This is a genomic window from Shewanella sp. LZH-2, from assembly GCF_016859145.1.
Classification (GTDB): domain Bacteria; phylum Pseudomonadota; class Gammaproteobacteria; order Enterobacterales; family Shewanellaceae; genus Shewanella; species Shewanella xiamenensis.
In genome coordinates this window covers 1362539-1384741 of record NZ_CP069350.1, presented here as the reverse complement: position 1 = coordinate 1384741, position 22203 = coordinate 1362539, and the positions used below count along the sequence as shown (strand labels likewise).

The window sequence follows — 22203 nt, the reverse complement described above, 5'->3', positions numbered from 1 at the left end:
AGCCCCCGGAACACACTTCCAGGGGCTCTACAAGGATAACACTTTTAACTAAGGAAGTGTTACAACAGCTAACTTTCCGCTGCGACCTTGCACGTAGATTTTATCATCCACCACTAATGGCTGGCTGAATAATCCAGAGCTGTCCACTTGGATACGACCGACAATACTGCCTGTGCTACGGTCGATAAAGTGCAGATAACCTTCAAAATCACCCACGACCAAATAGTCTTTATATACCTCTGGTGAAGTGAGTGTGCGATTGACCAGCTCAGAGTTGCTCCACAACTCTAAACCGTTACGTCTATCTACTGAATAGATACGACTGTGGTCATCAACCAAGAACAAACTTAAACCCGCCGTAGCTAACTCATTGAAGCTTGAGTACTTACGAGTCCAAATAATCCGTCCGGTGCGCAGTTCCATTGACACCAAGTTACCGTTGTAGCTGACCGCATATAAATTATCGCCAAGGATCAACGGTGTCATATCCACATCGGCCATACGGGTAAACTCATTGCCACCTGTAGGATTATAGATGGCTTGCTCCCACGCAGCTTGACCGTTGTTTTTGACGACAACAGCCACTTTGCCATCGGCGGTACCAATAAAGAAACCACCCGCTTCATAAGCTGCTGAACCCGTTCCCCGGAGCGTCAGGTTAGGCAACTGCATGTTATAAACCCACAGTTTTGCGCCAGTATCAACGTTATAGGCTTCAAATGAACCTGAACTGGTGCTCACCACCACGACGTCGTCAGCCACGGTTGGCTTAGATAACAATTCGCCACCCGCAATCACATGCCATAATACTTGGCCGTCTTCTGCATTCAGCGCAGCCAAAAGGCCACTCTCACCGCCGATAAAGAGCTTATTGCGTGCCGCTGTTACACCAGCAGCCAAACGTGCACCTTTGTTTTTGGCTAAGGCGTTATCACGGAACTCTTCACTAAAATCTTTTTTCCAAACCTGTTCACCCGTTGCTTCATCAAAAGCAACGACTTCACCATAACGGTCGGCCGCAAAAACTTTACCGTAACGAACTGCTGGTGTGAGACGAGAATAGTAATCCCCGACACCGTCACCTACAGAGGCGCTCCAACTTACTTCAGGAAATACTGTCGCCTGAATCGCAGTTAACTCACTTACCGGTTCTTCTTCTACATCACTAGAAGAACAGGCGGATAACATGGCTAGGCTTAACCCAGCGGCTAGCAGGTTCTTGCACCAAGACTTCATCAAGGGATCCCTTATGCTTGATTTAAGTTATCAAGTTTGATTTTAAGTGCAGGGCTGGTCACAACACCGCCGTTATCCATTGCTGCCTGATAAGCAGTTTTCGCTTTATCGGCTTGGCCTTGACGAACAAAGAAGTCACCTTTCAGTTCTTCACGTTGTGCTAAAAAAGCCTTATCAGTCACTTGATCTAGCGTGGCTAACGCAGTGTCAACTTGACCTTGTTCAGCCTGAATACGCGCTAAACGCAATGTTGCAATAGTGTCTAATCCTGCACCTGGCTTAGCAGCAATCACTTTCTTCAGTGCTTCTTCGGCCTTAGGAAAATCTTTCGCTTCCACCGCGGTTTTCGCAACGATCAGGTCTAGCAGTGATTGATAGCCCTTTTGGTCGTAATTTTTCGAAAACTCAGCCACGCCAGCAATCATGGCCGCTTCGTCGCTTGATTTGGTGGTTAAGGTTTGGAACGCCTGTGATGCTTCTTCGGCCTTCACGATTTTCATGTCGGAATAAGTGTTCCAACCGTACAGGCCGCCTAAACCAACGACCGCCCCGATAACAATCGAGGTTCCATAGTCTTTCCAGAACTGTTTGATAGCATCAACTTGTTGTTCTTCTGTGCTATAAATTTCCACGCGCACGTCCCCTTATTTGCTAAGTTCAGCTAAAAATGCGCTTAATGCATTTCGAGCGACCCGTTGTTGTTCGTTGTCATTGCGTAAGTATTTTACGGTAACCACACCTTCGGCGAGTTCTTCTTCACCGATGAGTAAGGCTACTTGTGCACCGCTTTTGTCGGCACGCTTAATTTGCTTCTTGAAGTTACCACCACCGCAGTGACTCATCACTCGCAGTGTGGGCAACGCTGAGCGTAACTCCTGCGCCACTTTAATGGCTTCAACCAAACAGCTATCCCCCATCGCCGCGACATACACATCAACAGCCGCTGGGATATCTTGGGTCAGCTCTAAGGTTTCAAGCAGTAAAACGATGCGCTCTAATCCCATCGCAAAACCGACGGCTGGCGTATCTTTACCGCCCAATTGAGCAACTAAACCATCGTAGCGACCGCCCGCAAGTACTGTGCCTTGAGAGCCTAAGCTATTGGTAACCCATTCAAAAACCGTGCGATTGTAGTAATCCAGACCACGGACTAAGCGCGGGTTAACTCGGTATTGGATGCCAACCGCGTCGAGGAGTTCACGCAATTGTGCAAAATGTTGTGAGGATTCTTCGCCTAAGTAATCCATCAGCGCAGGCGCATCACCTAAAATGCTTTGCACTTGGGGATCTTTTGAGTCCAATACGCGCAGCGGATTGCTGTACATACGGCGCTGGCTATCTTCGTCTAGTTTGTCCTTGTGTTGCTCTAAAAAGGCAATCAAGGCTTCACGGTAAGCGGCGCGCTCGGCAGGATCGCCTAAAGTGTTCAGCTCAAGCGTCACATGCTCGCTAATGCCGAGTTTTTCCCATAGACGGGCAGATAACATCAACACTTCGGCGTCGATATCAGCGCTACCAATACCGTAGACTTCAACACCAAATTGATGGAATTGGCGGTAACGGCCTTTTTGTGGACGTTCATGACGAAACATGGGGCCCAAATACCACAGACGTTGTTCTTGGTTATAAAGCAGACCATGCTCGTTACCCGCACGCACGGTTGAGGCAGTACCTTCGGGGCGTAACGTCAGGCTATCACCATTACGATCTTCGAAGGTGTACATTTCTTTTTCAACAATATCAGTCACTTCACCGATAGAGCGTTTAAAAAGATCGGTATTTTCCACTATTGGAGTGCGGATCTCGCTGTAACCATAAGCAGCAACGCTTGAACGTAGTACCGCTTCCACTTTTTGCCATAGAGGACTTTGAGTTGGCAGAATGTCATTCATTCCGCGAATCGCTTGGATCTGTTTTGCCACTGTATCGACTCGTCCGATTTCGCTAAATTAATAAAAAATGTCAGGCATTATAGGCTGTTCAACACTAAACGTAAAATGACCCCGTCAGTTTCGAGGTCTAGCTCAAGCCTTGAATGTTTTTATAACGCTTAACCTATGAGGTTATTCGGCTGCGGTTGTTACTCAGTAGTGTCTTTCACTTGGATGCGGTTAGCCATTTGGCTCGCCTTGGCGCGAATTTTAGCTTCGAGGGAATCGACTAGGTTGTCATTGTCGAAACGCTCTTTTTGACGCTCGCCTTCATCGTAGTAACCACTCTTACGATGTCCACCCGTTAAGCCAATGTGCGACACTAAGGCTTCACCTGGGCCATTGACCACACAGCCGATGATCGACACATCCATCGCGGTGGTAACATCTTCGAGGCGGCGTTCTAACTCGTTTACGGTGCTGATCACATCGAACTCTTGACGTGAGCAAGAAGGACACGCAATAAAGTTAATGCCACGGCTACGGATACGCAGTGACTTTAGAATATCAAAGCCGACTTTGATTTCTTCCACCGGATCGGCCGCCAAGGAAATACGCAGCGTATCACCAATGCCCTCGGCAAGCAGCATACCTAAACCGACGGCAGATTTGACCGCCCCCGCACGCGCACCACCCGCTTCAGTAATACCTAAATGCAATGGCTGACGAATTTGCTTGGCTAATAAACGATAGGATTCTACCGCTAAGAACACATCGGAGGCTTTTACGCTGACCTTAAATTGGTCGAAGTTCAAACGGTCGAGAATGTCCACATGGCGCATGGCCGATTCGAGCAGGGCTTCTGGCGTAGGTTCTTTGTATTTGTCCATCAGATCTTTCTCTAATGAACCACCATTAACCCCGATACGAATTGGAATGTTTTTATCACGGGCGCACTCCACCACACTGCGGATACGCTCTTCGTTACCAATATTGCCTGGGTTGATACGCAAACAGTCCACCCCATATTCCGCCACTTTTAAGGCGATACGGTAATCGAAGTGGATATCGGCAACCAAGGGCACTGACACCGATTGCTTAATCACTTTAAAAGCCTCGGCCGCGTCCATGGTCGGCACAGAGACACGCACAATGTCGGCACCCACTTTTTCTAAGGCGCGAATTTGGGCAATGGTCGCCTCAACATCAGTCGTTTTAGTGTTGGTCATTGACTGCACTGCAATCGGTGCACCATCACCAATCGGTACATTGCCCACATAAATGCGGGTTGAAGGACGTCTCTTTATGGGTGTTTCGTTATACATACTCAATACGCTCTTTTCGGTACTCTGCGCTAAGCGTGAGACTTAAGCCTGTGGGATAGTCAAACGCGCAACACGACCCTTAGGAAATTCAGCAAGACTGATGGCTTTACCATCAACCGTAAAACTAGACACAACAGTCGGCGCGCCTAAGATCACTTTAAACGGAGGCACACCACTGGCTTGAATAGTTGCGCCAGCACCTCGGACCCCATCAACAATCGCTTTGCCCTTGGCATCGACGATGTTGATCCAGCAATCACCCGTGAGTTGAATATTGATATTGGATTGTCCAGCAACCACAGGCATGGTTTGTTCACTCGAAGCCGCTGGCGTGGCACTGTTCACCGGCGCGCTGGCTGTTGGTACATTTTGAGCCGCTGCGTTTGTTGCATAAGAATTTTGTGTAGAAAGCGTGTTTTGCGCAGTCACCCCTGCCGTTTGCACCGCACCTGATGCACTTGGGGGAGTATTAGGCTCACTCGCATTGACTGTCGAATTGGCAGACACCTGCCCAGCTTCCATTGCCGCCATATCACTGATATTCGGGTCAATAGTACTAGCATCAGTATCTTTTACTGGACCATCGGTCGCCATTGAACCGTTGACCGCGATCTCACTCAAACGTGCACTCGCATCCGTTTCGGTGAGCAAAACATCACCCGGCAAGGTTTGATTCGCCGCGGCTAACTCTTCAGCGGTTGGTTTTGAAATATCGACATGAGTCACTAGCGTCGTTCGTTGCATCCACCAAAGCACAAACAGACCGAGCAACACGATGACAATAAAAAAGCTCAGCCACTTTAATTTAGTGTCACGAGCTTGATAAGTGGTCTTACGGGAAAAACTTTGCATCGCAGGCTGTGTTACATAGGGCACCTGCCTTGCGAGACAGGCTTCGATGAGCGTGTTGTCGACCCCCAGCATACGCGCATAATTTTTAACGTATCCGCGTACGTAGGTTGATGAGGCAATATTAGAAAAATCATCGGCTTCGAGATTTTCAACAATACCAGGCCGCAAATGCAGCTTCACAGCTGTCTCCGCAATGCTCAAGCCCATCTGCTCACGAGCTGTTTTGAGTACGCTTCCGAGCGTTACATTAGGCGTCGACTCAGCTTCTTCTGTTGTCACTGGTTCTACTGACGCGTTCATTTCGTTATCTTTCATTGATGCAAATTAACTCTATATTGCTTGGCTTGAGGCGATGCTGGGAATTTGGCAAGCAATAAAATGCCAAATCGCTTCATGGCAGCATCATCATTCAACGCCTGCTCAATTTTTATTCCGAGCGTTAAACTCTCTGGAGTCTGGGCCGCAACTTGGTGGTAACGCGCTAACTGGTTACGCGCATCAACATAATCACCTTTATCTATCCCAATCTCAACCAGCTCCAGTAAAGACACCGAGCGTCTCGGGTCATACTTTAACGCCATCTGAAAATACTGTCGTGCCTTTTCTGCTCGTCCCGCGTCTCTGCTGCAAAGACCTAAGTTTTCATAACTGGATGCGGTACGCGTATATTTGGGCATTTCTATTGCAGCCAAAAACATTTTTTCAGCTTTTTCGTATTGCTTTTGTTGGCACAAAAACACCCCAAAGTTATTCATGGAATCGCCAGAGGCGTCCTTAGTATTGATAGCGTCCTGATACGCCTGTTCGGTACGTACTAAATCGCCTACGGTTTGATAGTAATAAGCCATTGCCACATGCACATCTTCGAGCTCTGGCGCATATTCGATTGCTTTATCAAGATTATACTTGGCTTGTTCCGAGTTACCTCGATTAAGGTAGGTTAAACCGAGCTGCATACGCTCCCGCGCAGCGGCAACTTTATCCAGTTTTCGCTCCGACACCGGAATATCAGTCCCTGAATAGGTACGCTCAGTTACGCATCCTGTCACTAATAATGACAGGGCTATTGCTAATGAAAACCCTGACAATCCATGCTTCATGGGCAAGCCTATAAATCTGTGCAAACAAAGAGTTAATTCATTGTGACCGAAATCTGATTTTCTTGCATGCGTTTTTTTGCTAAACGCTTGGTTCGATCGCGAATATCCCCAGCCAGCTGTCCACAGGCGGCATCAATATCGTCACCACGGGTCTTACGCACAATCACGGTTAAGCCATATTCCATTAACACTTTCGAAAAACGGTCGATGCGCGAGTTTGACGAACGGCCATAGGGTGAACCTGGGTATGGGTTAAACGGAATAAGGTTTACCTTACAGGGGGTATCCTTCATTAATTGTGCTAATTCATGGGCTTGTTCGGTACTGTCGTTGATGTGATCGAGCATCACATATTCCACGGTGACACGGCCACGGTTAGCGTTAGATTTGGCGATGTAACGGCGGATCCCTGCAAGAAACTCCTGCAGTGGATACTTTTTATTCACCGGAACCAGAATATCGCGCAGCTCATCGTTTGGCGCGTGGATACTCACGGCTAATGCGACATCGAGGGCATCACCTAATTTGTCTAATGCAGGAACAACGCCTGAGGTCGATAGCGTTACGCGACGTTTTGACAGACTAAAGCCAAAATCGTCGAGCATGATGTCCATTGCAGGGATCACGTTAGCAAGGTTAAGTAGAGGCTCACCCATCCCCATCATCACCACGTTGGTAATGGGGCGCTCGCCAGTATCTTTCGCGAATCCTAAGAAATGCGAAACACGCCAAATTTGGCCAACAATTTCAGAGACAGTTAGGTTACGGTTAAAGCCTTGCTGCGCCGTAGAGCAGAAAGTACATTCGAGGGCACAGCCCACTTGGGACGACACACACAAGGTAGCGCGGTCATCTTCAGGAATATAAACAGTTTCGACCTCTTGGCCTTCACCGACATGGATGGCGAACTTAATGGTGCCATCGGCGGATTTTTGATAGCTGGAAATCTCGGGCGCCACAATCTCACATCGCGCCGCCAGTTTTTGGCGTAACACTTTGTTGATGTTAGTCATCTCTTCGAAGTCACTGACACCGAAATGATAGATCCACTTCATCAGCTGATCGGCACGGAAAGGCTTCTCACCCAGATCGGCAAATAATGCCCGCATCGCTTTACGATCAAGGTCTAATAAATTGATCTTTTTTTCACTCATAGGACTAACCTCAACACCAAAACCTGCAACAGGGCGGCGAATTATACAGACGCAGAAAAATTTTAGCCAGCAACTCCATTCTCCTATGCTAGAATCGCCGAGGGTCAATGTTGGCCTAAATTATGGAGTTGTAATACCACCAATATGTTAACCCTCATCATTATAGTGCTTGTCGCTGTTGCAGTTTCTTTTCTGTGCAGTGTATTCGAAGCAGTGTTGCTCTCGGTTACCCCTAGTTATATCGCTACGCTCGAACAAACTGACAGTGCTGCGGCGACAAGGTTGCGTAAACTGAAAGAGAACATCGAAGCGCCATTGGTGTCTATTTTGACCCTCAATACTGTTGCCCATACCGTAGGTGCCGCCGTTGCTGGTGCGCAAGCCGCTAAGGTCTTTGGGGATGATATGCTCGGCGTTTTCTCCGGAGTGTTAACCTTTATTATTCTGTTCTTCTCAGAGATTATTCCTAAATCTGTCGGAGCCAACCACTGGCGCCGTTTAGCCCCAAGCGTATCGATTGCCATTACGTGGATGAAGCGTGCTACCCAGCCATTAATTTGGATGTCGCAGCAAGTGACTCGCCTGCTAGGTAAAGGTGAAGAAGGCCAATATATTCGCCAAGAAATGAGCGCGATGGCCAAAATCGGTCAAGAATCCGGTGAGTTAGACGAACAAGAATCCAAGATTTTGACCCAAATGCTTAAGGTGCGTGATGTGCCCGTTACCGCGATTATGACGCCGCGCACCGTGATGTTCTCTTTGCCTATTTCACTGACGCAAAATGAGTTTGTGCAAGAATATCGTGACAAGCCTTTTACGCGTATTCCGGTATACGATCAGGACCACGACGATATTATCGGCTATATCACCCGCACCGATGTGTTGCTGGCTGAGCGTTATACTCCTGACGCGCCAATTGGCGAACTCAAGCGTAGCCTGTTTGTCGTACCCGAAACGGCCAAAATCCTGCCGTTATTTGAGCGGATGATTAAGCGCAACACCCAAATTGCCATGGTGGTTGACGAATACGGCAGTAGCCAAGGTATTGTGACCCAAGAAGATATTATCGAGTCGCTACTGGGATTAGAGATTGTCGATGTGAATGACCCCGCGACCGACATGCAGCAATTGGCGCGTAAACTCTGGACCAAACGCATGAAGCAAAAAGGCATTCGCCTCTCGGATGATGGCGACTTCGAAGCCGCAGCCGACGATGATGAAGCACGCTCGGGTTAATCTTGATTTAGTCATTGTTAAAGTAAAGGGAGCTTAGCTCCCTTTCTTGTTTTTGATGAGAAGGTTATAATCTCCCGCCGTAAAAGAGGTAAGTTATGACACAGAGATACACTCTCTCACTCGCGCACATCAACGATACCCATTCGAATTTTGAGCCTAGCCGCGTACATTTTCCCCTTAATCTTGGGCTTAAGTCCTTAGATATTACCAGCCACAGCGGTGGTTATGCTCGTTTGGGATATCAAATTAGCCAGGCGCGCGAGCAAGCCACCCGAAGCAATACCCCGTTTTTATTTTTACATGGGGGCGACAGTTTCCAAGGCACACTGTATTTCAGCCATTTTAAGGGTAAAGCCAACGCCCATCTGCTGAATTTACTTGCCCCCGATGCCATGGTAATTGGCAACCACGATATTGACGAAGGTAATGCGCGGCTCGCCGAATTTGCCAAGCAAATCGATTTCCCGCTGCTAGCGGGGAATATGGACTTGAGCCAAGAGGATATCCGCAAGCCGGGTAACCTGCGTACTGTGGTGAATATTCTGGCCTATGATGAAAAAACACAGCTTGCCAGCTACCTCGAAAAGCCCTTCTATGACAAAAAGCTCGCCGTCATCGGCATTACTCTGGATCAGATGAAGGACATTGCCAGACCCGATCCCGATACCCACTTTGTCGATGCGATTGCGACCACGGCGCGAACCGTCTCGCATCTGCATGCCAAAGGCATCAAGCACATTATTGTGCTGAGTCACTTAGGTTTAGATCAGGATAAACGGCTCGCAGAACAAGTCGATGGTATCAGCCTTATCGTTGGCGGCCATACCCATACTCTACAGGGCGACTTTAGCGCCTTGGGGTTAAGCAATATTCCCTATGGCGAAACCATCAATGGCACGCCAATTGTCCATGCAGGGAAATACGCCGAAACCTTAGGTTTGGCCGAAGTTGAGTTTGATGAAGCTGGCCGCGCGATAAGTTTAAGCGGTGGCAACTACTTTATGCTCGATAAGCAGTTTATGTTGAGTTCGAGTGAGCAAGTGGATGACACCGACTATCAAGCCGTGCGCCAACGCTTTGATGAACATCCCTATATATTGTGGGATGAAGCCGATGAAGATATTCATGGCGTGATCCACGATATCTATCGCCCTGCGATTGCCGAGATGGAAAACAAAGTCTTAGCACTAGTGCCTAAGAATCTGGTACACACTAGACTGCCTTCTAAGGCGCTACCCCATGGTAGTGAAATCGCGCCTTGGGTAAGTCGCAGTATGTTCCAAGAGGCTAAACTTGAAGACCCTCGCATCCACTTTGCCCTGCATAACGCGGGTGGTGTCAGGCAATCGGTCGCCCAAGGCAGACTGACCCTCGCCGATGTGTTGGGCCAATTGCTGCCCTTCGAACTGCCCTTAGTCAAATACGAAATCCAAGGCCAATTTCTGTATCAGGCGCTGGAGTCGGCGATTAACGCCGCCACCAATAACAGTGTACGCGGCACAGGCGCTGGCAGCTTCCCCTATACCTATGGATTGCGTTATTACTACGATGGTAGACGCCCCTTAGGGGAACGTTTATTCAAGCTCGAAATGATGCAGCAGGATGGCTTATCACTCTGGTATCCAGTGCAACCCGATGCGCTCTATATGGGGGTATCGACCTCTTATACCGCTGCGGGGAAAGAAGGTTATCACCCACTGTTACAGGCACGCTGGCAAGAGCCGATTGAGACGCTCACCCTACCCCAGGCTTTTATTCGCTTCCTCAATCGGGCACCAAACCCCAATTTAGCGGACTTGCTCTCACCCCATGTGCATTACACCAGCCATTTGAAGCGTTCAGTGTAAGCGCACTGCCACAAACCTCTATCCTCTTTATCAATCACAGTACTTAGCCGAAAGGTTAAGTACTGTGATTCACTCAATCCACTATCAATACTTGCTCTTTACACCTCACTAAAACAACCAGTCGCAATGGGGTAAACGCTCGGCAAACCACGCCTGCGCTTTGCCTTGATTTCCCTTGCGCCATGCGAGAAACACTGGCTGCGCCGGTCTTGGGATCTCAACCTTGCATGCGACCAATGCGCCTGAAGCGAGTTCTTCGCGAATCAAATGCTTGGGAAGATAACCTACACCTAGCCCAAGTTGCTGCGCTTTAATCTTGGTCTGCATGTTCGGCACGCGGATGACTTGGCGACTATCAAATAACCCACTGGAGCGCTGCGCGAGCGCCGTTGAGCTGTCGGCCACCACCACGGAGGGAAATTGCAACAAGGCTTCGGTCGGGATTGGATGGTCAAACTGCGCTAAGGGGTGGTGAGGCGCAAGGGCAAAGATGAATTCAAGCATACCGATCTCAACTAAGTGATATTGCCCCTTAGGTAACTCCCCCGTGACCCCAATGGCAATATCGGCGCGGCCCGAATACAGTGCATCCCAACCGCCACCCAATGACTCCTCAGTGATATTGATGGTCACCTGTTTACCTAACTCGGTAAATTCAGCAATCAGTTTTAACAGTGGTAAATCGGGCACTACAGTGTCTATGGCCAAGGTTAACGCCGACTCCCAGCCCGTTTCGAGTTGCCGAACCGCCTCTTCAAGCCTTGCGGTGGCGGCTAAGATCTCCCGCCCTTGGCGTAATACCAGTTGGCCAACTAAGGTCAGCTCGGCGCGCTGCCCCTTACGTTCAAATAATTTTACCCCTAAGTCGCTCTCTAATTTCTGCACTGTATAGGTCAGCGCCGATGGCACTCGGAATAAGGATTCAGCCGCAGCCGAAAAACTGCCTTTCTTATCAATAGCATCTAGCACTATCAATCCATCGAGACTCATCACTGGCAACATAAGCGCTCCATATTCAAATTTTTTGAAATATACGTTGAAAATGTTCCGATTTTCTTTCTTAAAGGTCAAGTCTAGACTGTAAACCAATGGAGAGATTGACGCTAAATCTCGACCGACTACCCCATTAACGACATAGTTAAAAAATTTGAATTAAGGAACATCCCATGAAAGCACTTATCACAAAATTACTGACCTCTGCGCCTAGTTTCGCCCCATTGGCCCTGCGTATTCCTATCGGGATCATCCTCATGGCCCACGGCTCACAAAAACTCTTCGGCTGGTTTGGCGGCTATGGCCTAGAAGGCACAGGACAATGGATGGCCTCCATCGGCCTAACACCAGGTTACTTAATGGCGCTGATGGCAGGTTCAAGCGAATTCTTTGGTGGCTTGCTGATCATTATCGGTTTACTGACTCGCCCAACGGCACTGGTATTGTCCTTTACTATGGTGGTCGCGATTTTCTCGGTTCACATTGGTAACGGTCTGTTCCTTAGCAATAACGGTTATGAATTTGGTTTAGCCCTGTTAGCCGCTACGGTATCTCTGGCCGTGTCAGGTGCAGGTAAACTGAGTGCCGACAACCTGTTAGCCGCACGCTTAAAATAAGGAGTTAACGATGATCCGTATACGTAAAGCGCAGGACCGAGGACAGGCAGACTTAGGCTGGTTAAAGAGTCAACATACCTTCTCGTTTGCTAGTTACTACGATCCGCGGCATATGGGTGTGTCTTCCCTACGAGTCATTAATGATGACAGAGTCGCGCCGAACGCGGGGTTTGAAACTCATGGCCATAAAGACATGGAAATCATCAGTTATGTGATTTCAGGCACCATAGCTCATAAGGACAGCTTCGGTAATATTAAGACCTTACCAGCGGGTGAGTTTCAGTTAATGTCCGCCGGTAAAGGGATTTATCACAGTGAGTTTAATGCATCAAACACTGAGCCACTGCACTTTTTGCAGATCTGGATCCAACCAGACACCTTAGGCATTGATGCGGGTTATCAGCAAAAAGCCTTCGAGCAAACCTCGGCGCTCACAGCCGTGGTCACGCCAACGGGTGAAAATGGCACCTTAAAAGTGCAGCAGGATGCGACCTTATATCGCCTAATGCTGGCACCGCAAGAGCAAGTGCATATGCCGCAGCTTAAGCCGCAGCGTCAGCTGTATGTGCAACTGGTGGAAGGTACGCTTAAGGTCAATGACCAAGTGCTCACCCCTGGGGATGGCGCGCATATCACCGCCGAAGAAGTGGTTAGATTTAGCGCCACTGACAGCCCAGTCACAGCACTGGTGTTTGACTTAGCCTGATGATGCTTACTGACCAATAAAAACCGCCAAGGAAACGAGGCGGTTTTTTATTACTCTGTGTATGGTGTATGGCTAAAACAGAATAGTCTCTTCAAGCGCGAACCTATGATAAGGACATGATCAAACTAAAGTTCACTAACACCTGCGCCCTGTCGTTTTGTTTGTCTTCAGCGGTGAGATAGCGGCGTAGTTCATTACGGCGAATGCAATTAAAGCCCTGTTTTTCAAAGAAAGGCCGCGCCTGATAGGAGGCTTCAACTGTGAGTCTTTTAAGGTTTAGCCTTTTCGACTCTTCGAGTAGTGCCAAGTATAAATGTGTCGCTACACCAGCACGACCATATTCAGGATGAACAAACAGACAATCAACTTCGCCGACTAAGCAATCAAGCTCTTTATCGGGGCACAACCTTAAACTGATAAAACCAACCAGCTTATCGTCTTCAAGTGCAACCCACGTGGTTGTATCTTCTAACTTGGCCAGCCAGTAGGCATCGCTACGTGCCTCACCTTGATTTTGCGCCCACGCTAAACGTTCTGTCAGCGAATAATATTCCTGTGCGCCCTCCATAACACTGGCGTTAAATACCGCCGCTACCTGCGCCACGTCCGCAGGAGAAAATAAGCGTATCTGCATTGGAGTCCACTCCTATGGGTTAATCATGACCAATGGGCACACAGGCAGTGCATTCCCATTCAGTTACAGTTTTTTAGTCATATAAAAACTCGGCAACACTTGGCCCAGTTTTTGTTGATAGCTGCGTTGCTGTTGGACGAATCCGAGTTTAATAAACAGCCCACGGGAAAGATAAGAAGCATCGGCACTTAATTGGCTGTAACCTTGCTTCCTCGCCCATTGCTCTAACTGTCTGATAGCCAGTTCACCGAGTCCACAGCGCTGCCAATTAGGATGAATATACAAACTATCGATATATCCCCTATGGCGAAAATCCGTTTCAACATTGATAAAACCTGCACAAATCTTAGTTAAGCTCAGCGCATCTGTCACCAAAATAACCCAAGCTTGGGAACGACTTAAACGTAAATGCCAATGTTTACTGGAACGGGGCGAGGGTGACCAGGCATTTAACTGCGCAGTAGTATAACGCTCATGCTGTATTTGATGAACACAGTGATGAAAAAGCTGACTGACCGCACTTGCATAGCAACGCTGATAAGCGACGACTTCAATTTTCTCGTTAGTTTGGTTAGACGTTGGCACGGTATGCTCAAATATCATTGCGAGTATTTGCCGTATTTTGCAGTTATTTATTGAGAAGTGATAGCGTTGACATTTATTTAAGCCGAACACCGCTGAAAACAAAACCGCCTCGAACAAGGCGAGGCGGTTTAGGAACTCATTGCAACATGAATGTTGCTAAGACATCGATTATTTCTTCTCGATTTGACCAACAAACAACAGCTTGTCGAAGGTGCGGTTTAAGGTTTTGCTGGTGAACTGGTTCATCCACATTTGCTCAACCACAGCTACTTTGTCACCTTTCTTGACTTCAGCTTCTGGGCCTGCAGCCCAAAACGTGTTGTCAGCTTCTTTAATTTGAACATAGGTGTAGCCGCCACCATTCATAGTATCAACCACAGTACCTTCATGAACTACGCCCTGTGCCCAAGCACTTGACATACCTAACGCTAATGTTGCTACAGCCGCTAATTTTACCAATTTTGCCATCATGCCTTTTGTTCCTTGTGTTTTACTAATATGCAGCATTAAAACATGCCATAGGTAATAAATCGCCAATCTCTATCACGAAATACAACACTTATCGCAAAAGTAGGATTTTTATCGCTTAGTAGGGAACTCATTTCAATAGCGGTTTTAACATGCCCTCAAGGCCATTGAGTTTTACCTCATAAATCAGCGCTAACTGCTCCCCTAATTTTCCCTTTGGAAAACCTTGTTGATGAAACCACACAAGATAGGGTTCAGGCAATTCGAGTAAGCGGCGGCCAGCATATTTGCCAAAGGGCATGACCTGATTTACGGCATCGATAAGCTGTTGTTGATCCATGACAGTATTAGCTTGAACTCAGACAGAAAACTAGATTGAGGATGCTACCCTAATACCCGATGAATGCCTATGGCTAATACAAGCTGAGAACGACTAAGGGGGGATAAACTCAGAGCAAACCACAGGCTTACCCTGAGTTGATACGGCATCAAGCGTAGATTTTACGCAGATTCGGTCCAAGATTCGCACAATGTGAATACTCAAAACCGTACTCAATACAGAGTCGTTCTTCTTCTCCGTGGACGTTAATGCTCACACAAGTTTCTTGACTCGCATGCTCATCAACAAAAGTCATGACTCGCTCTAACATTATTTTTGCCAGCCCTACATGCCGGTATTCAGGTAAAACAATAAAATCCTCAATCGCCAGATGGTTAGCCTTATCACCATATACGCAGGCTGTTGCCACTATCGCGCAGGTATTTTTTGACTGATCACTCGTTAAGCGAATAGATACCCAATATAAAGGCTGTAACGGATGCCCATCAGCCATCTCAACGCCGATACAAGGATACCCAGCCGCATCGCGTAGATTCAGCAACTCATGAAATAAAGGAGCAGATTCAACCAGCTCAAATTCAATAGGCATTAACATTTTAATATCCATTTGGGCATCCCTTCACGAATGGTAGAAAAATCAAGGTGATTAGACGGCATTAATGGGAAAGACTAACTCAACAAGGTGGCAATTTGATGACACTCAAGCTTTATGCAAGACAACTTTCGTTTGAAAAGTCGTCGTGAGAGGCCAATATTTTAATAATATTTTTGCATAAAAAATTAAAATAAACGTTCAAAGTAAACTATACCAAGCCTTAATTTCAATATCATTGCCGCAATGGAGAGCAAACATTCATAATCAATTGATGTTAAAAATTCACTAAAAACCTTAATAATCAGATAACTAAAATTCAAAATCGCCTAAGTAACCCCGCTAGCAGAAAGAGTCAAATTAACGGCATATTACATGGTGGCGTCAAATATTAATCACGCGACATTTTATAGAAAAACGTCAAAAATCAGATAATTGACCAACATTAACACAGAGTTTACATTCGTTTATGACAACAAGGTGCGGTAAAAAACCATAAGCAACATATTACCGCCCAAGTGATAGCCTAAGCATTGAGGAACTCGTCATGATAGTGTTAGTCGGCGGCGAAAAAGGCGGCAGCGGTAAGAGTTGCCTCGCACAAAATATCGCAGTATTTCTCACCACCGAATGTGGTGCCTCTGTCATCATGGTGGATTGCGATCCACAGCGAACCACATCGGATTGGATCCAAGCCAGAAACAATAATCCGAAACTGGCAAGCATCAACTGTGTACAACTTTATGGCAAGATCCGTAACGATCTTCTGAGCTTAGAACAACACTATGACTTTGTACTCGTTGATTGTGGTGGGCAGGATAATCTTGCATTAAGGGCAACCATGTCAGTTGCATCGCATATATTAATGCCGCTCAGGCCCAAACGCCGAGATTTAAAAACCGTGAGTCATATGGATGATATAGTCGCGACTTGTAAGATGATTAACCCTAAATTACACGCGTCTTTCGTTATCACACAATGCCCCAACCTTCCCAATCAAGCGAATCGTATTTTAGAGGCTAAAGAGGTCTGTAAAACCTACGATATCAATGTATTAGATGCAATTACCTATAGTCGTAATATCTATGATGACAGTGAAGAGTCTGGATTGTCGGTGATGGAGATAGAACCAAAGGGTAAAGCCGCAGCTGAAATCCGTGCTATCGCCTGTGAAATGTTTCAAGTGGACTGCGCAGCCTCGTTAACGGCCTTACTCAAACCAAGCACACCAATAGCCGCGCATCGTGCCGCTATCAATCAACCTCAGCCGAATCATCTGAGAGGACAATATGGGACTCAGCGACCTCAAGAAAAACGCTATGCCATCTAGGGGAGGCGTCCAGCCCCTCTCCCTCGATGAGTTTATTGATGCCGCAACCCTTTATGCTATGGGAGAAAGTCATATTCCAAGCACGGGCAACTCTGTGGCGGCGATGGAGCGAGTGAAAGAATCACCGCTTGAAGTCGCACCAGTTGAAGTCACCTTGGAAACTTCCAATGTGGTGACTTTGCATCGACCACAAACGGCATCAAGACCCCTTGATGCCACGATTGACGACGAACGGCCACATTACCGCAAAGCCACATTTTCACTGAGTGAGGCGGCAATAGCCCATTTAGCAACGCTCTCAGAGGAAAGTGATATTTCTAAATCTAAATTGATCCGTTTTTTAATTGAACAACATTATGCTTTGCCAACCGCATTGAGGCAGATGCGCGAACAGCAAATAAAACAAGCTTAATTGCGCACCATCTCCCACCCTTTACCGATGATCTGAATTAATTAGGTCATCGGACTTTTTTTGTCTAAAAACCGATAAAAAAATTGAGTCAATTTTTTTACAAATCTATCCTTAATGTACAGCTGAGCTGATTAATGCTATTGATTAGCATCAATAGCCCGAGTATTTAAGGAGTTATTCTTGTTAACACGTTTGTCAATCCTATTATTCGGACTGGGATTAACGCTAGCACCTCCCGCCTTAGCGGAGTTTTCTTTGGATCAAATTCCCCCCTTGCCGAATAAAACGCCAATCACTTTAGTTGCCGAAAAAGGCTTTTGGACTGACTATCTCACCCAGCAAATGCTACCCAAATTCACCGAAAAAACCGGTGTTAAAGTCAATGTGATTAGCACCGAACTTGAAAGCATGTTCGAACTTCAGACCCACGCATTATTAATGGGGGAAGGAAAATACGATCTGCTCACTATGGAGGCTGGCTGGGCAAAAGAATGGGCGGCAAACGGCTATACAGTCCCCCTGTTGGAATTAGCAAAACTCTATGATCCCGACGGTGAAAAAGCGATGGAAAGCTACCTCGAACCCTACTATCCATCATTACTGAATATTTTATCCTACCACGGAGAATTGCACGCAATTCCCTATAATAACTACGTAATGGGAAGTCATTACCGCGCCGATTTATTTGAAAATAAAACCGAACAGTCTCACTTTCAACAACGGTTTGGCTACCCACTCAAACCCGCGACCAACTTTCAAGAATTAGAAGATCAAGCCGTCTTCTTTACGCGAAAAGCGGGTGAACTCCTTGCAGACAAACCATTGACCCATAACTTTTATGGCCTAGCGTTGATGTCGGGTAATAAACCCCATATTAACGATGAGTTTTCCAGCATTATTTGGAGTTTAGGCGGCGTTTGGATGTGGCCTATTTATGATCAACAAAAAAAACTGACTCACTTTGAAGTTCCGAGTGTCAATCAACAGGCAATTACCGCTGGAATAATCTATCGCAAACTAATGCCCTATGCCTATCCTGCTGATGATAAGTTTGCCTTTAATGAAGCCGCGCATGCTATGGCGACGGGACAGGTAGCCATATGGCCCTTTGCCTATAACAACCTTTGGCCAGCCTCTTTTAAAGTTGAAGCCAATATAACTGGTGCTCGACTTGGAGTATCTCAAGTCCCCGGAGGAACTCCTTACAATGGTGCCTATGCCTTTGCGGTGAGCTACGACAGTAAAAATCCACAAGCCGCCTATTGGTTACTCAAATATATGGGCACTTTTGAAGCCCAATATGCCTATGCACTTGGCGGCGGAAATCCATGCCGAATGGATGTCGTTACGGCTCCCGAATTTAAACAAGCTTCAAAAAGGTCTGTTGCTGGTGCATTTGAGGCAAGCCACATTGCTAACTTGTTCTGGTCGACTAAAGTATTGGAAGTAGGACACTTTACCACTACAGCAATGGGGCAGATTTATCCAGAATTAAGCCATGCTTGTTATGCCGCAAGCCAGCATGAAGCCAATAGTACAGATATTTTTATTGAGTTAAGTACCAAAATTAAACATTTGCAGAACACCTACGGGGAAGTCCCTGCAATCGACAAGAAAAACAAATGAACTCAAAACGACTGACCAGTCTTAAACAGAAAATTACGCTAGCCTTCTATATTATTCTCGGCATGGCGTTACTCAATGGCATTATCGCTATCCTATTGTCACAACAATTGAGAACTGAAATTGAGCAACTGGTAAATAGTGATGTCGTAAAAGTCACCACTGCGCTGCAACTAGCGAAAAACAGTGAAAGGTTGCAAATTATCACCACAGAATTAAACCACTATGATACTGAGCAACAACGACTGTCCCTACTTTCAGAGTTAACTAATCAATGGGAGCATTTGTTAAAAGATACAAAAGTATTACTAAGTCTTGAAACCACTCCCAAGATGTATCAAGCCCTAAACACAACGATTGATACTCAGCTTTATTATCAGCAACAACTCCCATTGCTCAATACGCTTACAGACAGTGCTTTACAGGCAAAGTTACAGGCACAAAATATTCAAACAAATTTGGCCGGTATGTCATCAGCATTTTCTGATGAAATGCAGACTCAACTGAATCAGACCCATGAACGATTCGCTCTATTAGTTAACCATAAAGATCTCAGTGGAATTACCAACAATCAGATAGAACATCAAGCAATTTCGGAGTACCAGCACCAAGGTGAGCACCTGTTTGTGTTATTAGATGAAGTAAAAAATACCCCAAATATAGCGACGTTAAATCACCTTCAACGGGAAGCGATGCGACGACTTATTCAAATGGAAAATATCGTCGCGTCTATGCATTCGAGTAATACAATTTATCTCAACTGGTTATCGCAAATAAAACAAAACATGGTTGGCAATGACAACCTATTTGAGCTATCCCGTAATGCCTTAAAAAGTACTCAAATAGCCAATGCTCATTTTGGCTATCAAGCCAGTGCAGCGAGGCAAATAGCAACCTTCACCCAAGAGTTAGTCGACCATGTTGAAGAAGAAATTCAGATCGCAGGCACCGATCTCAAGAGTGATAGTACCTCGTTTGTCATCCTCATCTTTTGTGGAGGTATTCTTTATTGCTTTTTTATCTGGCTCACCAGTTGGCACTTTATTGCTAAAGGTATTATTAAACCCGTGATTGAGACTCGTGATGCAATGAATGCCATCGCCAATGAAAAACTCGATACCCAAATGCCGATTACCGATAACCTTGAACTACAACAAATGGTGAGTTCACTTGAAACCCTAAAAACCTACGCAGCTCAAGTTAAAGCGATGGCAGAAACCGATGGACTCACTGGATGCTATAATCGCCGCTATTTAGATAGCCAAATACTAAAAGAATTGAGTTACGCCAACGATCATAATATGCCATTGAGTATTGTGATGTTCGATTTAGATCACTTTAAGGAATTTAATGATCAATATGGCCATGTTGTCGGTGATCAATGCTTAAAACAGATCGTCGATGCCACCAAAGCAATTCTACAACGTCCCACAGATATTCTAGCTCGCTATGGTGGTGAAGAATTTATGTTACTCTTGCCCTCAAGCCATATTGAAGATGCTTACAAAATTGCCGAACATCTGCGCGAAACCATTATAGACTTGCATATTCCCCATCAAGGCTCATCAAACATGGGGATTGTCACCATTAGCTTAGGAATTGCCTGCTGGCAACCTCCGCAATTACTCGATGCAAACAAGCTGATAAGCCATGTTGATGAGGCGCTCTATCGTGCCAAACTAGCAGGGCGAAATCGCACAGAAGTCTTCATTGGCGCTCACTAACACCACTCATCCCGCATTAAGCCGCTCACTGAAAGCGTTTTATTTTTAACCAAAGGATTGAGTTCAGTACGCTCAATCCCCATTAGCTAATATAACTGACACCAATAACACACTGAGGGACTATGCTCGCCAGTTTAACGATTCTAATATTTGGCCTCAGTGCGATTGCTTGGTTGGCCTCCAGTCGTTGGCGCAAAAACCTCCGTCGTAAACAAGTGATGGCAAGCCCCTTTCCAAAGACTTGGCGAGCAATACTAAAAAGAAGACTTCCATTTTTTCATGCATTACCTGCAGATCTTCAATTGCAACTTAAACGTCATATTCAGGTATTTTTAGATGAAAAGCATTTTGTTGGCTGCGATGGTTTACTCATAACCGATGAAATTCGAGTCACTATTGCTGCCCAAGCATGCCTACTGCTACTTAATCGCAAGACCGATTTCTACCCTAAACTAAGACAAATTTTGGTCTACCCCGATGCATTTATAGTCGACAGCCAACGACAAGATCCATCAGGCTTAATCAGGGAGCAACGTAACGTACTCGCTGGAGAATCATGGGAGCAAGGACAAGTAATACTTTCATGGAAAAATACGCTTGAAGGCGCTGCCAATCCACACGATGGCAACAATGTTGTCATCCATGAGTTTGCCCATCAATTAGATCAAGAGGATGGCCACGCCAATGGCGCCCCAATTTTAGCTCGTGGCCAAGATTATCTGTCTTGGTCAAGCGTATTTAATCAAGCATTTAATGAACTAGTTGAAGATACTGCCGTCGGTAAACCAGCCCTATTTAATGGCTACGGGGCTACCAACCCAGCAGAATTTTTTGCCGTAGCGACCGAAGTTTTTTTTGAAAAACCAGCAGAACTCAACCAAGAACATCCAGCACTTTATCGAGAGTTAAGTCATTTCTATCAAGTCGATCCGCTCAATTGGCACTGATGTCATTACAAAGTAATAAACACAAGGAATACCCTATGACAATAGCTAAACACAAACATCTTTCAGCCACTTCGCATAATGCCACTCGGCAAAATTCAAGTCGATTCTGTACCACTATGTTCATTCTTGTTGTGGTCGCGTTACTCTTCAGCTCGAATAACCATGCTAATGATAATAATGCCATCATACCAGCAACAAGCGGCATATCAGTCCCATCTGCCGATGAACAAGCCGCAGCTCAAGTACTTGATCAATTGAATCAATATTCCAGTAGTGCCGATTGGGATAAATATTTTTCACTGTATCGTCAGGATGGGATTTTTATCGGAACAGATGCGAATGAGCGCTGGGGAATGGCAGAATTTGAACACTATTCCCGTCCCACAAAAGGCTGGCGCTACGATTTAACTTCGCGCCATTTAGTGCAACATGGTGATGTAATTCTGTTCGACGAACTGCTCAATAGTCCGAGTTATGGCGTGAGTCGTGGTACAGGAACATTAATCAAAACCAATGGAGAATGGAAAATAGCTCAATATCATTTAAGTTTTCCCATCCCCAATGGTTTAGCGAAAAAAATCACTGCTGAAATTAAAAAAGCACAGTAACTC

The 22203-nt window shown here is 46.2% G+C and carries 23 protein-coding genes; 10 read left to right on the top strand and 13 right to left on the bottom strand.

The annotated features are described in order from the left end of the window. Window positions 1-48: 48 nt before the first annotated feature. The 7 genes from bamB to JM642_RS06260 form a co-directional block, all read right to left on the bottom strand. Window positions 49-1236 (bottom strand): outer membrane protein assembly factor BamB, encoded by a 1188-nt coding sequence (bamB, locus tag JM642_RS06290; RefSeq protein ID WP_203433175.1) that lies wholly within the window; start codon window positions 1234-1236, stop codon window positions 49-51. Between the two features lie 11 nt (window positions 1237-1247). After that, the gene (locus tag JM642_RS06285; protein WP_047534057.1) at window positions 1248-1868 is read right to left on the bottom strand and encodes a tetratricopeptide repeat protein; all 621 of its coding nucleotides are present in this window, start codon (window positions 1866-1868) and stop codon (window positions 1248-1250) included. 12 nt (window positions 1869-1880) lie between these two features. Continuing rightward, on the bottom strand, window positions 1881-3158 hold the full coding sequence (hisS, locus tag JM642_RS06280) for a histidine--tRNA ligase (RefSeq protein WP_047534061.1): 1278 nt from the start codon (window positions 3156-3158) through the stop codon (window positions 1881-1883). 158 nt (window positions 3159-3316) lie between these two features. After that, window positions 3317-4432: a flavodoxin-dependent (E)-4-hydroxy-3-methylbut-2-enyl-diphosphate synthase gene (ispG, locus tag JM642_RS06275; RefSeq protein ID WP_037420691.1), complete on the bottom strand. Its 1116-nt coding sequence runs from the start codon at window positions 4430-4432 to the stop codon at window positions 3317-3319. Between the two features lie 42 nt (window positions 4433-4474). Next, window positions 4475-5599 carry a RodZ domain-containing protein gene (locus JM642_RS06270; RefSeq protein WP_203433173.1) on the bottom strand — a complete coding sequence of 375 codons (1125 nt, stop codon included), beginning with the start codon at window positions 5597-5599 and terminating at the stop codon, window positions 4475-4477. Further along, on the bottom strand, window positions 5596-6384 hold the full coding sequence (pilW, locus tag JM642_RS06265; RefSeq protein ID WP_203433171.1) for a type IV pilus biogenesis/stability protein PilW: 789 nt from the start codon (window positions 6382-6384) through the stop codon (window positions 5596-5598). Before pilW ends, JM642_RS06270 begins: the two co-directional genes overlap by 4 nt. A gap of 32 nt (window positions 6385-6416) precedes the next feature. Further along, window positions 6417-7538: a bifunctional tRNA (adenosine(37)-C2)-methyltransferase TrmG/ribosomal RNA large subunit methyltransferase RlmN gene (locus JM642_RS06260; protein ID WP_011622013.1), complete on the bottom strand. Its 1122-nt coding sequence runs from the start codon at window positions 7536-7538 to the stop codon at window positions 6417-6419. Window positions 7539-7682: 144 nt separating this feature from the next. Here JM642_RS06260 and JM642_RS06255 point away from each other — a divergent pair, with 144 nt between their 5' ends. Both JM642_RS06255 and JM642_RS06250 read left to right on the top strand, forming a co-directional pair. Next, the gene (locus tag JM642_RS06255; protein WP_037424927.1) at window positions 7683-8774 is read left to right on the top strand and encodes a hemolysin family protein; all 1092 of its coding nucleotides are present in this window, start codon (window positions 7683-7685) and stop codon (window positions 8772-8774) included. A 95-nt stretch (window positions 8775-8869) separates the two neighbouring features. Continuing rightward, entirely contained in the window at window positions 8870-10621 is a 1752-nt protein-coding gene (locus tag JM642_RS06250) for a bifunctional metallophosphatase/5'-nucleotidase (RefSeq protein ID WP_203433169.1), read from the top strand. Window positions 10622-10729: 108 nt separating this feature from the next. Here JM642_RS06250 and JM642_RS06245 read toward each other — a convergent pair whose 3' ends face one another. Next, window positions 10730-11623: a LysR substrate-binding domain-containing protein gene (locus JM642_RS06245; RefSeq protein ID WP_037420707.1), complete on the bottom strand. Its 894-nt coding sequence runs from the start codon at window positions 11621-11623 to the stop codon at window positions 10730-10732. A 164-nt stretch (window positions 11624-11787) separates the two neighbouring features. On the opposite strand from JM642_RS06245, the gene JM642_RS06240 reads away from it, so the two are divergent. Then, window positions 11788-12231, top strand: coding sequence for a DoxX family protein (locus JM642_RS06240; protein WP_011716306.1), 444 nt, complete (start codon window positions 11788-11790; stop codon window positions 12229-12231). 10 nt (window positions 12232-12241) lie between these two features. Continuing rightward, complete coding sequence (locus JM642_RS06235; protein WP_047533700.1) at window positions 12242-12937, top strand: pirin family protein; 696 nt, start codon at window positions 12242-12244, stop codon at window positions 12935-12937. Window positions 12938-13040: 103 nt separating this feature from the next. Here JM642_RS06235 and JM642_RS06230 read toward each other — a convergent pair whose 3' ends face one another. From JM642_RS06230 to JM642_RS06210, 5 genes are all read right to left on the bottom strand, one after another. Continuing rightward, window positions 13041-13571 (bottom strand): GNAT family N-acetyltransferase, encoded by a 531-nt coding sequence (locus JM642_RS06230; protein WP_037420716.1) that lies wholly within the window; start codon window positions 13569-13571, stop codon window positions 13041-13043. Window positions 13572-13634: 63 nt separating this feature from the next. After that, the gene (locus JM642_RS06225; RefSeq protein ID WP_203433167.1) at window positions 13635-14174 is read right to left on the bottom strand and encodes a GNAT family N-acetyltransferase; all 540 of its coding nucleotides are present in this window, start codon (window positions 14172-14174) and stop codon (window positions 13635-13637) included. Window positions 14175-14324: 150 nt separating this feature from the next. Next, complete coding sequence (locus tag JM642_RS06220) at window positions 14325-14627, bottom strand: hypothetical protein (RefSeq protein WP_011622005.1); 303 nt, start codon at window positions 14625-14627, stop codon at window positions 14325-14327. A 127-nt stretch (window positions 14628-14754) separates the two neighbouring features. Next, window positions 14755-14964: a DUF3820 family protein gene (locus JM642_RS06215; RefSeq protein ID WP_011622004.1), complete on the bottom strand. Its 210-nt coding sequence runs from the start codon at window positions 14962-14964 to the stop codon at window positions 14755-14757. A gap of 148 nt (window positions 14965-15112) precedes the next feature. After that, complete coding sequence (locus tag JM642_RS06210) at window positions 15113-15571, bottom strand: GNAT family N-acetyltransferase (RefSeq protein WP_037420719.1); 459 nt, start codon at window positions 15569-15571, stop codon at window positions 15113-15115. Between the two features lie 532 nt (window positions 15572-16103). Between JM642_RS06210 and JM642_RS06205 the strand changes: the two genes are divergently transcribed. The 6 genes from JM642_RS06205 to JM642_RS06180 all read left to right on the top strand — a co-directional run bounded on the left by JM642_RS06205 (window position 16104) and on the right by JM642_RS06180 (window position 22200). Beyond that, window positions 16104-16886 (top strand): AAA family ATPase, encoded by a 783-nt coding sequence (locus JM642_RS06205; protein WP_037420721.1) that lies wholly within the window; start codon window positions 16104-16106, stop codon window positions 16884-16886. Next, a complete protein-coding gene (locus JM642_RS06200; protein WP_037420723.1) occupies window positions 16846-17298 on the top strand; it encodes a hypothetical protein in 453 nt (150 codons plus the stop codon). The genes JM642_RS06205 and JM642_RS06200 overlap by 41 nt, the downstream gene beginning before the upstream one ends. A gap of 198 nt (window positions 17299-17496) precedes the next feature. Beyond that, window positions 17497-18924, top strand: coding sequence for an extracellular solute-binding protein (locus tag JM642_RS06195; protein WP_235522191.1), 1428 nt, complete (start codon window positions 17497-17499; stop codon window positions 18922-18924). After that, entirely contained in the window at window positions 18921-20645 is a 1725-nt protein-coding gene (locus JM642_RS06190; RefSeq protein WP_203433165.1) for a GGDEF domain-containing protein, read from the top strand. The genes JM642_RS06195 and JM642_RS06190 overlap by 4 nt, the downstream gene beginning before the upstream one ends. A gap of 122 nt (window positions 20646-20767) precedes the next feature. Further along, window positions 20768-21592, top strand: a complete 825-nt coding sequence (locus JM642_RS06185; RefSeq protein WP_037429412.1) for a M90 family metallopeptidase — start codon at window positions 20768-20770, stop codon at window positions 21590-21592. 35 nt (window positions 21593-21627) lie between these two features. Next, window positions 21628-22200 carry a nuclear transport factor 2 family protein gene (locus JM642_RS06180; protein WP_203433163.1) on the top strand — a complete coding sequence of 191 codons (573 nt, stop codon included), beginning with the start codon at window positions 21628-21630 and terminating at the stop codon, window positions 22198-22200. Window positions 22201-22203 lie beyond the last annotated feature (3 nt).